The 12,963-nt window shown below is 36.6% G+C and carries 12 protein-coding genes; 9 read left to right on the top strand and 3 right to left on the bottom strand.

Annotated elements, in window-relative coordinates:
- The first annotated feature begins 2 nt into the window (after positions 1 to 2).
- From ZPR_RS20050 to ZPR_RS20015, 9 genes are all read left to right on the top strand, one after another.
- Positions 3 to 716: a PepSY domain-containing protein gene (locus ZPR_RS20050; RefSeq protein WP_028376590.1), complete on the top strand. Its 714-nt coding sequence runs from the start codon at positions 3 to 5 to the stop codon at positions 714 to 716.
- 17 nt (positions 717 to 733) lie between these two features.
- A complete protein-coding gene (locus ZPR_RS20045; protein ID WP_013073618.1) occupies positions 734 to 1,213 on the top strand; it encodes a DUF305 domain-containing protein in 480 nt (159 codons plus the stop codon).
- Between the two features lie 68 nt (positions 1,214 to 1,281).
- Positions 1,282 to 3,066 (top strand): efflux RND transporter periplasmic adaptor subunit, encoded by a 1,785-nt coding sequence (locus ZPR_RS20040; RefSeq protein ID WP_013073617.1) that lies wholly within the window; start codon positions 1,282 to 1,284, stop codon positions 3,064 to 3,066.
- 64 nt (positions 3,067 to 3,130) lie between these two features.
- Positions 3,131 to 3,307 carry a hypothetical protein gene (locus ZPR_RS23515; RefSeq protein ID WP_013073616.1) on the top strand — a complete coding sequence of 59 codons (177 nt, stop codon included), beginning with the start codon at positions 3,131 to 3,133 and terminating at the stop codon, positions 3,305 to 3,307.
- 12 nt (positions 3,308 to 3,319) lie between these two features.
- Complete coding sequence (locus tag ZPR_RS20035) at positions 3,320 to 3,886, top strand: helix-turn-helix domain-containing protein (RefSeq protein ID WP_013073615.1); 567 nt, start codon at positions 3,320 to 3,322, stop codon at positions 3,884 to 3,886.
- Positions 3,887 to 4,029: 143 nt separating this feature from the next.
- Positions 4,030 to 4,350 carry a four-helix bundle copper-binding protein gene (locus ZPR_RS20030; RefSeq protein WP_028376588.1) on the top strand — a complete coding sequence of 107 codons (321 nt, stop codon included), beginning with the start codon at positions 4,030 to 4,032 and terminating at the stop codon, positions 4,348 to 4,350.
- Positions 4,351 to 4,596: 246 nt separating this feature from the next.
- Positions 4,597 to 6,855, top strand: coding sequence for a heavy metal translocating P-type ATPase (locus ZPR_RS20025; RefSeq protein ID WP_041579229.1), 2,259 nt, complete (start codon positions 4,597 to 4,599; stop codon positions 6,853 to 6,855).
- Between the two features lie 23 nt (positions 6,856 to 6,878).
- Positions 6,879 to 7,091 carry a heavy-metal-associated domain-containing protein gene (locus ZPR_RS20020; RefSeq protein WP_008610800.1) on the top strand — a complete coding sequence of 71 codons (213 nt, stop codon included), beginning with the start codon at positions 6,879 to 6,881 and terminating at the stop codon, positions 7,089 to 7,091.
- A 14-nt stretch (positions 7,092 to 7,105) separates the two neighbouring features.
- On the top strand, positions 7,106 to 7,891 hold the full coding sequence (locus ZPR_RS20015) for a M90 family metallopeptidase (RefSeq protein ID WP_008610801.1): 786 nt from the start codon (positions 7,106 to 7,108) through the stop codon (positions 7,889 to 7,891).
- Between the two features lie 112 nt (positions 7,892 to 8,003).
- Here ZPR_RS20015 and ZPR_RS20010 read toward each other — a convergent pair whose 3' ends face one another.
- The 3 genes from ZPR_RS20010 to ZPR_RS19995 all read right to left on the bottom strand — a co-directional run bounded on the left by ZPR_RS20010 (position 8,004) and on the right by ZPR_RS19995 (position 12,954).
- Positions 8,004 to 9,218, bottom strand: coding sequence for a site-specific integrase (locus tag ZPR_RS20010; RefSeq protein WP_008610802.1), 1,215 nt, complete (start codon positions 9,216 to 9,218; stop codon positions 8,004 to 8,006).
- Positions 9,219 to 9,696: 478 nt separating this feature from the next.
- Entirely contained in the window at positions 9,697 to 11,469 is a 1,773-nt protein-coding gene (locus tag ZPR_RS20000) for a DUF885 family protein (protein WP_013073610.1), read from the bottom strand.
- 24 nt (positions 11,470 to 11,493) lie between these two features.
- A complete protein-coding gene (locus tag ZPR_RS19995; protein WP_013073609.1) occupies positions 11,494 to 12,954 on the bottom strand; it encodes a SusD/RagB family nutrient-binding outer membrane lipoprotein in 1,461 nt (486 codons plus the stop codon).
- Positions 12,955 to 12,963 lie beyond the last annotated feature (9 nt).

Here is a 12,963-nt window from a genome sequence, read left to right as displayed (position 1 = left end):
AGATGGTGAAAAGGAAAACCGCACTAAAAATACGAAAGACCCACAGATATTTGGGGCTCTTTTTGGGGGTACAGTTCCTGTTTTGGACCATTAGCGGAATGTATTTCAGTTGGACAAACATAGACGACATTCACGGTGACCAATTCTGTAATTTAGATTACGTGCCCAAAGCCTTTGATGATTTAATAAGTCCTTCACAAATAAACAATCCTGAAGGCATTGGAAGTATCGAAATTAGGGACATCAACAACGAGCCTTATTACTGGATAAACAATCAAAAATTGTACAGTGCAAAAACTGGGAAAGCAAAAAAAAATATTACGGAAGAAGAGGCCTTGTCTGTTGCCAAAAACTATATGAAAGATGGTTTGAAAGTCGCCAACATCGAAAAAATAACCGAAGTGGACGACTATCACGAATATCGGGAAAAGCTATTGCCAGCCTATGTTATTTCATATGATACCGATGAAGCTCTTAATGCTTATGTTTCGGTAACAGACGGAAAATTCCAGACTGTAAGGCATCGAGCGTGGCGTTGGTTCGACTTTTTATGGATGACCCACACAATGGATTATGACACGCGCGACAATTTCAATACCATTGTATTAAGGGCGTTTTCGCTCTTGGGATTGATTACGGTGTTAAGCGGATTCCTGCTGTGGTACACCTCCTCGCCAACCATTAGAAAATTAAAAAAGAAAATAATTAAATCATAACCAAAAACTCTAAAACAATGAAAAATTCAAATCAACACACAAACAAAGGCAATTACACAAAATTTATTTTGATGCTTGTCGCATCTTTTATTGCAATGTACATCACGATGTATCTAAATAGTTATGCGTTAGACCACGTATATTTTAGTTTAACCAGATTCTATATGAGTTGTTTGGGTATTGCAGCAATGGCAGTAATAATGTGGTTTTTTATGCGGAAAATGTATCAAAACAAGAAAAAGAACATCGCTATTTTATTAGGTAGCTTGGTGCTATTTTTAGGCGCACTTGGTTTGGTTAGGGCACAAAGCCCAATCATTGGCGATATTCTGTGGATGAAAGCAATGATTCCCCATCACTCAATTGCAATTTTAACAAGTGAAAGAGCCGATATCAAAGACCCTGAAGTGCGCAAACTGGCTGATGATATTATCAAAGCACAACGTAAAGAAATTGGAGAAATGAAAGCAATGATAAAGCGTTTGCAAGCAGAATAATAATAATTACCAAAACCTAACTGGTCTTAAAATCTGTTGGGTTTTATAAAGAAATAAAAAAATATACTATGAAAAAATACATCATTTATACCGCAATTTTAGCCATAGGATTGGTCTTGGGCTATGTCTTTTTTGGCCCTTCTGCGGAAGGTTCCGTAAACAGCAAGAAAGTAACAGATTTGAGCGAAGACGTTAACCACTCCGAAGAACATCAAATGTGGACCTGTTCAATGCACCCACAGATTATGCAACCAGAACCTGGCGACTGCCCAATATGCGGTATGGATTTAATTCCCGCCGAAACTGGTGCGGAAGGGCTTGCAATGAACGAAATAAAAATGAGCGACAATGCAATGGCACTGGCGAATATCCAAACTACAATTGTAGGAAATATTTCAGGAACCGACGATAACAAAATAACACTTTCCGGAAAAATAATGGCCAACGAAGAAGCCAATGCGGTACAGGCAAGCTATTTTGAAGGACGTATTGAAAAGTTGAATGTCAATTTCACGGGCGAAGAAGTACGAAAAGGACAGTTGTTGGCAACGATTTATGCACCAACGCTCGTTGCTGCCCAACAAGAACTTTTAACTGCTTCTGACCTGAAAGAATCACAACCAGGTTTATACAAAGCAGTTCGAAACAAATTAAAATTGTGGAAACTTTCTGAAAGCCAAATAGACCAAATAGAAAGTTCTGGCAAGGTGCGGGAAAATTTTCCGATTTATGCAACTGTTTCAGGCACCGTTTCCCAAAAAATGGCAGAAGAAGGCGACTATGTAAAACAAGGCCAGCCCATTGTTAAAGTAAGTGATTTGGGTACTGTTTGGGCAATGTTTGACGCCTACGAAAGACAAATCTCGCAACTAAAGGAAGGTCAAAAGGTAACAATCACTAGTAACGCTTATCCCAATAAAGAATTTGAAGCATCAGTTTCATTTATCGACCCTACTTTGAATACAAAGTCCAGAACTGTTTCAGTGCGCGCCACATTGAACAATAAGGAAAATCTATTAAAACCAGGAATGTTCGTAACCGCAAAAGTGGCAATGACAAAAGGCAATACTATGGAAATTGCGATAAGCATACCTGCAACGGCAGTAATGTGGACAGGCGAGCGCTCATTGGTGTACGTAAAGACCAATCCCAATGAACCCGTTTTTGAAATGCAAGAAGTGACTTTGGGAACGAAAAATGGTGAGAACTATACCATTATCGAAGGGCTTTCTAACGGCGATGAAGTGGTAACCAACGGAACATTTACCGTAGATGCCGCTGCACAGTTACAAGGAAAAAAATCTATGATGAATGCATCAGGTGGTAAAACAATGACAGGTCACGAAGGGCATTTGGGAATGGAAAATTTAAACAACACAGTTGATGCCGCCAAGCGTATGGATGTAGCTTCCAAATTCCAAGAGCAGCTCAAAACAGTTTTTGATGATTATATTATGCTTAAAACAGCATTGACAAACGACCAAAGTGAAAAAGCAAAAACGGCCGCACAGACCTTACAGAAAAGTTTAACACAAGTTGACCTTGCTTTGCTAAAGGATAAAAATGCGAATAACCACTGGGCGCAACTTGAAAAAGAATTGAAGGCTTCCTCAAATGAAATTGCCCAGACATCCGATATTAAAACCCAGAGAAATCATTTTATCAGTCTTTCAGCACACCTCATAAATGCAATGAAAGCGTTTGGCATCAACCAAGAAATTTACATAGATTTTTGTCCAATGGCAAATAATAATGAAGGCGCATATTGGTTGAGCACGGAAAAAGAAATACAAAATCCCTACTACGGACAAGCAATGCTAAACTGTGGTGAAGTAACAGAAACCGTACAATAGTTTAAAACTATACTTAATTGGGTAGTTTAAATTAGTCATCTTGATTTTTTGAAGGAGAACGAGGATGAGTGAGAGTAGAAGAAATAGAAGAAAAAATGACAGAAAGAAACATCAGCCTAAAAGTGATATTCCAAAAAAAGATAAAATTATAGCTTTAGTTGTGATAGTATTGATTTTTGTAGTTGCTGCAACAGCTGCCGTTTATTATTCTCTATACAAATCTGGATTAAAATTATTTTGAAACAAGTACTATATGAATGAGACTATCCATATTAAAAATATGGTCTGCCCAAGATGTATCTCAGCAGTTTCCAATATTTTGGAACAACTTAAAATACTGTATGTTTCTATAAAATTGGGGGAGGTTAAATTAGTTTCATCGTTAAGTCCCAACACAAAAAATAGTCTTTCCAAAGCGCTTCAAAATTCAGGTTTTAGTTTGATTGACGACCGTAAAAGTCAACTTATTGAACAAATGAAAACATTGGTTGTAGATAAAATCCATCATTCTTCCGAGGAGCTCGATTTCAAATGGGCAGATATTGTTACAGGCGAACTTCACTTGGACTACAAATATTTAAGTTCACTTTTTTCGTCGGTAGAAAATATTACGTTCGAGCAGTACATCATAAACCAGAAAATTGAACGTGTTAAAGAACTTATAGTTTACGATGAATTAACCTTGAGTGAAATAGCATTTAAACTTCATTATAGTAGTGTTGCATACTTAAGCAATCAATTTAAAAAGGTTACAGGAATGACACCTACACAGTTTAAAAAAAGCACAAATCAGAATCGTAAATATTTGGATAAAATATGATGTTAAATTCTGTTAATCCGAAAATTTTACAAATCATTCGGCATATTTTATAACAAAAAACGATATTACATACATTAAATTGTCTTTAGTAATATCCGCTATAGTAGTGGACTATTTTTAACAATTTAAATTCTAATATATTTATGAAAAATTCAAAATTAATCGAAGCTTTAAACAATTGTGTAGCACATTGTAATTACTGTGCAGATGCTTGTCTTGGCGAAGAAAACGTCAAGATGATGGTAGATTGTATAAGAACTGATAGGGCTTGTGCTGCAATCTGTAGTGCAACAGCAAATTTGCTTGCGTCAAATTATAAAGATGTTAGAGGTATGGTAGAACAATGCCGTGATATCTGTAAAAAATGCGCTGATGTATGTGCCAAGCACGACCACAAACACTGTCAAGAATGTGCAGATGCCTGTAGAAAATGTGAGGAAGCTTGTAACGAATATTTAAAATAATACAACTTATCTCAATTCATTATAGTGAGGTGCAACAACCTCAAATTCCGAAAGGCTACAACTCACATTGTAGTCTTTTGTTTTATAAAAAATCGGGTATAAGTTATCTTGTTTGTATCGGAAACTTGGGAAAATTACATATTGGTGACCCTTAACAAGCAAATTCTACAATTCATTCAGCATATAACGTAATATATTAAAAACTTTAAATCCTAAAATTTGTGATGTATTAAGATGAATACGATTATGGAGACAATCAACATATTTGAAACCAAAGAAAAGAAGCAAAAACAGGGAATAAAAGAATCATTTCCTGTTACGGGAATGACCTGCGCATCGTGTGCAGCGAGCGTTGAATCTGTTTTAAAACACACAGAAGGAGTGTTTGATGCCAGCGTCAATTTCGCTAATAGTTCTGTTCTTGTGGAATACGACAAAGCGTTGAGTCCTAATCAACTTCAAAATGCACTTCGCGAGGTAGGCTATGATATTATTATAGATACAGAAAATCCTTCGGAAGTACAACAAGAACTTCAGCAAAAACATTATCAGGACATAAAAAGCCGTACTATCTGGTCGGCTATACTTACGCTACCCATTTTTGTATTAGGAATGTTTTTTATGCAATGGGAACCAGGTAAGTGGATTTCTTTGGTGTTAACTTTTCCAATTCTTTTTTGGTTCGGTCGTAGCTTTTTCATCAATGCTTTCAAGCAAGCCAAACACGGTAAAGCAAATATGGATACCTTGGTAGCTTTGAGCACAGGAATCGCTTTTATCTTTAGTGTATTCAATACCTTTTTTCCAGAATCTTGGTTGAGTCGTGGTATTGAACCTCACGTTTATTATGAAGCGGCTACGGTAATTATAACCTTTATTTCCTTGGGGAAACTATTGGAAGAAAAGGCAAAATCCAATACGTCTTCAGCCATCAAAAAATTAATGGGTCTTCAGCCTAAAACCCTTAAAATCATTGAGAATGGAGAAGAAAAGGAAATTCCTATTTCATCCGTGCAAGTTGGCCAGACCATTTTGGTGCGTCCCGGAGAAAAGATTCCTGTGGATGGAGAAGTTTCCAAGGGAAGCTCGTATGTAGATGAAAGTATGATTACGGGAGAACCTGTTCCAGTAGAAAAATCAACTGATGAAAAAGTATTTGCAGGCACGGTAAATCAAAAAGGGAGCTTTCAATTTACTGCCGAAAAAGTAGGTGGAGAAACCTTACTATCACAAATCATTAAAATGGTTCAGGAAGCTCAAGGAAGCAAGGCGCCGGTTCAAAAGCTGGTTGATAAGATTGCCGGAATATTTGTTCCTGTCGTATTAGTCATTTCTATCATTACATTCATTGTCTGGATGTCAGTTGGTGGCGATAACGCATTTTCACAAGCTTTGTTGACCTCTGTAGCCGTGTTGGTTATCGCTTGTCCTTGCGCATTGGGCTTGGCAACACCTACCGCAATTATGGTGGGAATTGGTAAAGGCGCAGAAAATAATATTTTGATAAAGGATGCCGAAAGTTTAGAACTCGGTTATAAAGTGAATGCTATTATCCTTGATAAAACGGGTACAATTACCGAAGGAAAACCCTTAGTAACTGATATAATTTGGAAGAATAACCTTGAAAATCAAAATGAATACAAGCAAATTCTTTTGGCTATAGAAGCACAATCGGAACATCCTTTGGCGGAAGCAGTAGTCAACCATTTAAAAGATGAAAAGGTTGAACAAGCTGAAATTGCTTCTTTTGAAAGTATTACAGGAAAAGGTGTAAAGGCGCAATCAGAGAATGGTTCAAAATATTATGTGGGTAACCATAAACTAATGGTCGAAAAGAATATTGAAATTGAATCTTCTTTAATGCAAACAGCAGAAAGTCTCGAAGAGCAGGCTAAAACGGTCATATTCTTTGGTAATGAAAAACAATTGCTGGCGATACTCGCCATTGCAGACAAGATTAAGGAAACTTCAGAAAAGGCCATAGTAACGCTTCAGGAAAGAGGTATTGAGGTTTGTATGCTTACAGGAGATAATAATAAAACCGCATCTGCTGTCGCAAAACAAGTCGGAATAACAAATTACCAAGGCGAAGTAATGCCTTCGGACAAGGCAGCTTTTGTTGAAAAATTGCAGGCGGACGGAAAGATAGTCGCAATGGTTGGCGATGGTATTAATGATTCCCAGGCTTTGGCGCAAGCCAATGTGAGTATTGCAATGGGAAAAGGTTCAGATATAGCGATGGACGTAGCAAAAATGACCTTGATAACATCAGATTTACGATCCATCCCAAAAGCGCTGGAATTATCAAAAAGAACGGTGTTGGGCATACGTCAGAATCTATTTTGGGCATTCATTTATAATCTCATTGGTATTCCAATTGCAGCAGGCGTTTTGTATCCCGTAAATGGGTTCTTATTAGACCCAATGATAGCAGGAATGGCAATGGCTTTCAGTAGCGTGTCTGTAGTTCTAAATAGTTTAAGGCTTAAAGGAGTAAAACTTTAATATTAATTATAAATTCAAATACAATGAAAACTTTAAAATTTAAAACAAATATCAATTGTGGTGGTTGTGTATCAAAAGTGACCCCTTTTTTAAACAAGCAAGAAGGTGTCGAAAGTTGGGAAGTGGATACCGCTAATCCTGATAAAATTTTAACCATAGAAAGCGATGGTGCTTCAGAAGAAGATGTAAAGGCTACCTTGCAAAAGGTAGGCTTTAAAGCGGAACGTGTAGATTAATACCTCGCTATAATATGGTTTATATTTTAATTTTGGTTGTGATTCTTCTGTTTGCTATTCATTTTTATCGAAAAGAGAAACGGCATAGCGTAAAGCCATTTCCAGAGCATTGGCACAAATTATTAATGGAGAATGTTCTTTATTATAAAAATCTTTCAAAAGGCAGGCAACTTGTTTTTCAACAAAAAATGATGCAGTTTTTAAGTGAGGTTTATATAGATGGCGTGCAGTTTGAATTGGAAGAATTAGACAAAATTTTAATTGCAGCAAGTGCGGTAATTCCTGTTTTCGGCTTTAAAGAATGGCATTACACTAATTTAAGTGGAATCCTCTTATACCCAGATAATTTTAATGAAGATATGCAATTTAGCAGTAAGGGTAACTCGCGCAATATTGGTGGGATAGTCGGGAACGGACGTTTTGAGAAACAAATGATTTTATCTAAAAAAGCATTGTATCACGGTTTTAGAAACACAACAGATAAAAGCAATACAGGCATACACGAATTTGTACACCTTATTGATAAGCTGGATGATAGAACAGATGGCGTTCCAGAGCGATTATTAGAACATCAATATGCAATACCTTGGCTGAATTTAATTCATAAGGAAATAGAAGCCATAAACGACAACCATTCTGATATCAGAAAATATGGTGGTACAAACCAAGCAGAATTCTTTGCAGTAGCTTCAGAATATTTCTTCGAGCGCCCAGATTTGCTCAAAAAGAAACATCCAGAACTTTATAAAATGTTAGTTAAATGCTTCAATCAAAAATTAGCAAATCCAATTAAAAATTAGTTTCTATTTAGGAGAGATTAAATCTGTAATTGAAAATCGTAAAGAGCGGATATTTTGAATATGCTAAACTACTTATAGCAATAAAATATACGCTCTTCAATTATTTATTTCCTCAAAAGTTTATAACACTATCCAATGCATCATCTGCCTCTTTATGGATGAAATTGGCTTGATAGTTCAAGGTGGTTTTCAAATCACTATGGCGATATAATTTCTGTAGCATTAACGGATGAATGGCATCCCCAGCAATATTTCCAAAACTATGCCGTGCTATGTGCATCGTTATTTTCTTATTTATTTTAGCCTTTTTAGAGATTGATTTTAGATTGTCATTAAACCTCTTTGTAGCAGTTTTTCTCTTGTTATATAAATCTTTCGCATTTTCAGGGTCTGCCTTTTTCAATTCAGGGAAAACAAAATCATCATCACTTCTTTTATCATCTTTATATTGGTCTAAAATCTTTAGTACTTTTTCAGGAATTTTTAATGATAGAAGTTTTGCGTTTTTATGCATTCTATAATGCAGCCTGTTATCATAAATATCTGACCATTTGGTTCGTAGAACATCAGAAACCCTCATACCAGCAAAATTGAAACTAAAAAGCCAAACATTTCTAGTATGTATTTCAGAAGGTTTGAGATTTATCAAATTTTCAATTTGTTGAATCTCTAAAATATTTAGTCCGACTTTGGTAGTTTCAGGAAATTTGATTTTTATTTTATCGCCACCGAAGGGATATAATTCTCTGCTTACAATTTTGTATTTAATTGCTCTGTTAAATAATAGCCTTACAAATACCAAAATGTTCATTATTGAGGTTTCAGACAGGGAGTACTTAACTTTTAAAGTTAACATCAATTTTTTAAGAAAACGTTCATCAATTTCTTGAAAAGACAATTGTTTCGAATTGTGATATTTTATAATAAAGCTCAACCACGCTTTATCAGTAGATAAACGATTTAGCTTTTCTGTACTTTCTAAATCGTCAAGATGTTCTTGTGCTAATTCAAAGAATGTAGCATTGATACCGGAGGAATATATTTCCTTCTTAATTTGATTGGCAGAAGCATCTTTTTGTTCGGATTGAAGCGTAATAAGAGCATTGTTTAATTCAGAAAGTTTCAAGGATAACAAATTGTTCAAGGTTTTGAAATTTATGTGTGATTTCTTAACCCGAATATTCTTTTCATCCCAATCTTCCAATTCAATGTAGTGACCTATATATTGGTATGTTGAGCGACGATTTTTTGTAATACGTATGGCAAGAGGATACAAGCCTTCTTTATTAGGCTTTTTGCGAAGAACTATTTTAGCGTTTGATGACATAATTGACCTAGTTTTGCGTACGAAAGCCAAATCAGGTACAACATAGGTACAACATTCAATTTTGAATGTTTAGTTTACCAAGAAGTTTTCCTAAAGATACAAATTTATTAGTTTCTCTGGGTACAACATAGGTACAACAAATATTGAAATCAATTGATATTAGATGATATCAAAGAAAATGACATATTATATAATCAATTGAAAATGAGTGGCTTTGGTGCTGTTTGGGCAAATGTACGCTAGACTTAGGATCTAGTGCCGCGAGGTGTGAGAGTTCGAGTCTCTCCGCCCGCACAGGTTAAAAGCCTCTTGTAATGAGAGGCTTTTTTTATGCGCTAATTTTAAGATGTGCAGTTAAAGATAAATCGAGTTTGATTTCAGTACAGGGGCTAATACAAAAAATAACCCGGAAAATTGTTTAGGTCACATAAACAATATTCCGGGTTGGTTTAATTAAGCATTTTTGATTATTAATAGCTTAGTCGATCGAATCGTAGAATTGCCAGGAGGTTTTAAAATTTTCCTTAAGCTCCTGATCGGTTAAGATCGCTCTTATCATTTCTATTGGCATAGAATTAAGTCTCATGATTTTATCGTGAAATTCTTTATTGGTCATTTTACCTGTTTTTACCAGCTCTTCTCTAAGGGCATAAAATTGTCTGCCACCGGTTAGATAAGCTAACTGATATAATGGGGGGTAACTTCCAATAAAAGAGCGTCGTACTTCTCCTTCAGCATTCGCAGGCTCAAAGCCTACACGGTCTATCAGAAAATCAATACATTGCTGGGGAGTCCATTTTCCTAAATGATAGTTTAAGGAGAAGATAATCCGGGCGCAACGGTGCATATGCCAAAATAGCATTCCAATACGGTCTTCCGGGCCACTTGGAAAGCCTTCATCCCAAAGTAATAATTCCCAATAAAGAGACCAACCTTCTGTCCAAAATGGGGTGCGATAGTTTCTATAGGTTCTGTAGCGGTTGTTCATAAAGCCTTCTAAATTGTGACCGGCAATTAATTCGTGATGAACAGTAGCTTTGGAAAAATGCGGATTGTTACCACGCATACTCATCATTTTTTGCTCATAGGTCATTCCGCTGGTGGGATAAGAAATGGTGATGTTGGTGCCGCCGGTAAAAAATGGATTAACCAATTGTCTTTCTGGAGACATCATTTGCATGCCCCAGGTTTCTTCGGCTAACGGCGGTACGCTAATAAGGTCTTTTTCTTTTAAGAATGCAATAGATTCATTGTAAAGCTTTAACATGGCTTCAGGCTGCAGTCCTGGAGCTACATAAGCATTTTTAACTTTTTCCTGTGCAGCTTTCCAGTCTTTTCCAAATCCCATTTCTTCTGCCGCTTTTAAAAGTGCAGCATCGCACCAGGCAAACTCTTTATTAGCAATTTCTATAAGTTCTTCAGGAGTGTATGGGATCATTTCGTATTCTAACTGTTTTACCAGTTCATTTCTTCCCACGGGATAACCAATAATACCACTTTTATCAACAGGACGTTTGTTTTCTAATTTAGCTTCAAAAGTAGTTTTAAACGTTGCTAAGCTGGAATCTAAAGCTTTGTAAGTAGTAGGAACCCACCAGGTAAACATGGGGTCGTAATTATTATAAAATGAAAAAACATTTGCCGCTGAATTTTTTAGGTCTTCGATGACTAAAACGGCTTCCTGAACCTGGTCTTTGTCTAACGATTGTTCTTCTTTTAAAAGGGGAAGTAAAGAGTCTATTTGTTTTGCTGAAGCATTCCAGTTTTTGGCAACTTCTTTAGCATCTAATTGATAGCCTCTTCGTCTTCGTTTTAGATATTGATAGATGTTTTCTGAAAACGGAAACCAGCTTTTAACTTCTGTATAAATCTTAGCATGTTTTTTGGCTTCATTAATCTCATGCTTAAGGTCACGTTTAAATAAAATATAATCTACTTTACATTCTTGCGGAAGTTCACTAAAGTTGATTTTATCTAATTCAGCCAGATATTTTTCATTTAGGACTATAATGCGATCGCGTCTTTCTTGAGACCCACCTGAATCTGAAATTCTTCCCCATCGATAAGCGTTTGAGGGAGAGTAATAGCGTACCAGGTCACCCATGTCTGCCTGATGATTGGTCATTAGCATGGGCATTACCTGGCAGGGTACAAAACTATCGTCCTGAGCTAGTGCTTTTTGGCAGCAGAGTGTAAGGACAGAGATAATTAAAGCATAAAGAAAGCTTTTTGTTTTTTTGAATTTGTACATGCTTAAAGATTTAGCAATTTCGAATTAGTTTTTGTTATCCCAGGTGGTCCCTTTGTTAAACCAATCGGGTTGGCCAACAGCGCGAACGTTTGGATTTCGCTCTATTTCATTTAATGGATAAGGAAATCTTCTGGCGAAAGTGGTACTGGCGTTGGTATTTTGTATCATATATTCAAAATCAAATTCTGGGTAACCGGTCCTTACATAATCAAAATAGGTTTCCCCGGTTCTAAAGATGTTTGATAGGTATTTTTGCTGAATGATCAGCTGTTGAGCGTCTTCAAGATTTGTTGGCATATCTAAAGAAGGTTGTGCATTATAGCTTATAATTTGTTCTTGGGGTACTTCCATATATTCCATATCGGCACGATTTCCTTCTTTCATAGCGATCTCAGCTAACTCCCATTCGTTTCTGAAGGCATAGGCTTCAGCTTCTAAAAATTTAGATTCAGAATAAAGCATGATATGATCTGGGTATGACATAGAAAGGTAATCGAATCTGTAATGGCTTGGTCTATTCCCTGCCTGAACTGCTGCACCTGCAAAATGACCCATATAGCCATTCGGATCGGCCTCTGCATTGGTAAACATGATCGGCCTTCTGGGATCTTCATATGCATTCATCATATCGATAAGAAAGTTTCCCGGAGTCAATCCACGACCACCACTATAAGCTCTGGTCATATAATTATAGAGTGGGTTGGCGTTTGCCAGATCTTCAAGGTGTCGCCACATTACATTATCTTCATTAGAAGTCATTCCTTTTTCCAGATAAGAAAGGATTGCAGAGATTTGCGCATCCTGGTCTACTCCCGGGGCATAAATTCTTCTCATAGCCTGTCTGGCTTTTAAAGAATATGCAAAACGCACCCAACGATCAATATCACCGTTTAGCATATAATCATCCTGTCCCGGTAAAAGTTCACCACCATCGGTATTTTTAAAAAGGTTAATAGCTTCATCTAAGAGAGCACTGGCGTGGGCATATAATTCTTCCTGAGTCGCCAGTTCTGGTTGCTGATTTTCTAAACCGGTCATGGCCTGTTCTAAGGGTGCCTGGTCATAAACATCGGCGATATAAAACCAATGATGTGCAGCAATAACTCCTGCGATTCCCTGATAATACGTATTACCGTTTTGTTCAGCAAAATCATGAAGTTCTACCGCGTGTTTTAAAGAATAAGAGTAGGAGTTCCAAACTTCGTTTCCAAAGCCCGGGTCTACATTTACAATGGCATTAGAACCTTCTATAGCAAACCAGGACAACCATGTTGGATAACCATACCAGGTCTCGAATTTTTCGTTGGCCGTTTCAACCCATTCGGCCTCTATTCCAATAAGCATTATATCTTCAGTTATCGCTGGCCCGGCAGTAATATTGTCGGGATCGGTATCGATATCTGTCCAGGATTCGCAACCAGTTATAAAAAAGGTGCTAAAAATTATTAAAAATCGAATTTTATATAGTTGTTGTATCGTGTTCATAATTCTCAT

The sequence above is a fragment of the Zunongwangia profunda SM-A87 genome, from assembly GCF_000023465.1.
In the GTDB taxonomy this organism is placed as follows: domain Bacteria; phylum Bacteroidota; class Bacteroidia; order Flavobacteriales; family Flavobacteriaceae; genus Zunongwangia; species Zunongwangia profunda.
The sequence above is the reverse complement of the archived record's forward strand: the minus strand, read 5'-3'. Positions and strand labels throughout refer to the sequence as shown.

What these genes read in the sequence shown, in the direction of transcription:
- ZPR_RS20010 (WP_008610802.1), bottom strand. Translation starts at nt 9,218, where the DNA reads ATGTCATCAAACGCTAAAATAGTTCTTCGCAAAAAGCCTAATAAAGAA.
- ZPR_RS20050 (WP_028376590.1), top strand. Translation starts at nt 3, where the DNA reads ATGGTGAAAAGGAAAACCGCACTAAAAATACGAAAGACCCACAGATAT.
- ZPR_RS20000 (WP_013073610.1), bottom strand. Translation starts at nt 11,469, where the DNA reads ATGTACAAATTCAAAAAAACAAAAAGCTTTCTTTATGCTTTAATTATC.
- ZPR_RS20035 (WP_013073615.1), top strand. Translation starts at nt 3,320, where the DNA reads ATGAATGAGACTATCCATATTAAAAATATGGTCTGCCCAAGATGTATC.
- ZPR_RS20025 (WP_041579229.1), top strand. Translation starts at nt 4,597, where the DNA reads ATGGAGACAATCAACATATTTGAAACCAAAGAAAAGAAGCAAAAACAG.
- ZPR_RS23515 (WP_013073616.1), top strand. Translation starts at nt 3,131, where the DNA reads ATGAGTGAGAGTAGAAGAAATAGAAGAAAAAATGACAGAAAGAAACAT.
- ZPR_RS19995 (WP_013073609.1), bottom strand. Translation starts at nt 12,954, where the DNA reads ATGAACACGATACAACAACTATATAAAATTCGATTTTTAATAATTTTT.
- ZPR_RS20015 (WP_008610801.1), top strand. Translation starts at nt 7,106, where the DNA reads ATGGTTTATATTTTAATTTTGGTTGTGATTCTTCTGTTTGCTATTCAT.
- ZPR_RS20030 (WP_028376588.1), top strand. Translation starts at nt 4,030, where the DNA reads ATGAAAAATTCAAAATTAATCGAAGCTTTAAACAATTGTGTAGCACAT.
- ZPR_RS20020 (WP_008610800.1), top strand. Translation starts at nt 6,879, where the DNA reads ATGAAAACTTTAAAATTTAAAACAAATATCAATTGTGGTGGTTGTGTA.
- ZPR_RS20040 (WP_013073617.1), top strand. Translation starts at nt 1,282, where the DNA reads ATGAAAAAATACATCATTTATACCGCAATTTTAGCCATAGGATTGGTC.
- ZPR_RS20045 (WP_013073618.1), top strand. Translation starts at nt 734, where the DNA reads ATGAAAAATTCAAATCAACACACAAACAAAGGCAATTACACAAAATTT.